The organism is Treponema sp. R6D11, assembly GCF_054786075.1.
Genome location: NZ_BDHD01001485.1, coordinates 1 through 241, shown reverse-complemented (window position 1 = coordinate 241; position 241 = coordinate 1). Strand labels below are relative to the sequence as shown.

General features: G+C 42.3%; 1 protein-coding gene. It reads right to left on the bottom strand.

The features are described from left to right. The coding region (locus ACYVTD_RS19170; protein WP_461249166.1) for a hypothetical protein at positions 1 to 218 on the bottom strand (218 nt) is incomplete at its 3' end. Positions 219 to 241: the final 23 nt, after the last annotated feature.

Below are 241 nucleotides of genomic sequence, written 5' to 3'. Positions count from 1 at the left end.
TCAATTCCATTTTTTTGTTCATCGATATTTGTTTTTTGATTTTTAAATCTGATTCCGACCGTTAAGCTGGCTCCCCAAATATGCGGATAACCTACCCGTCCTGCCGGTTCTATATACCAGTAATTACCAAGATTAATACGCCAACCCGCCGACAGTCCGCCTGAAAGAGCGGGAAAAGCTTCAAGGTACTTATGGTAGCCGCGTTCAAAAAAAATCACACCGCCGCCTTCTAATTGTATAA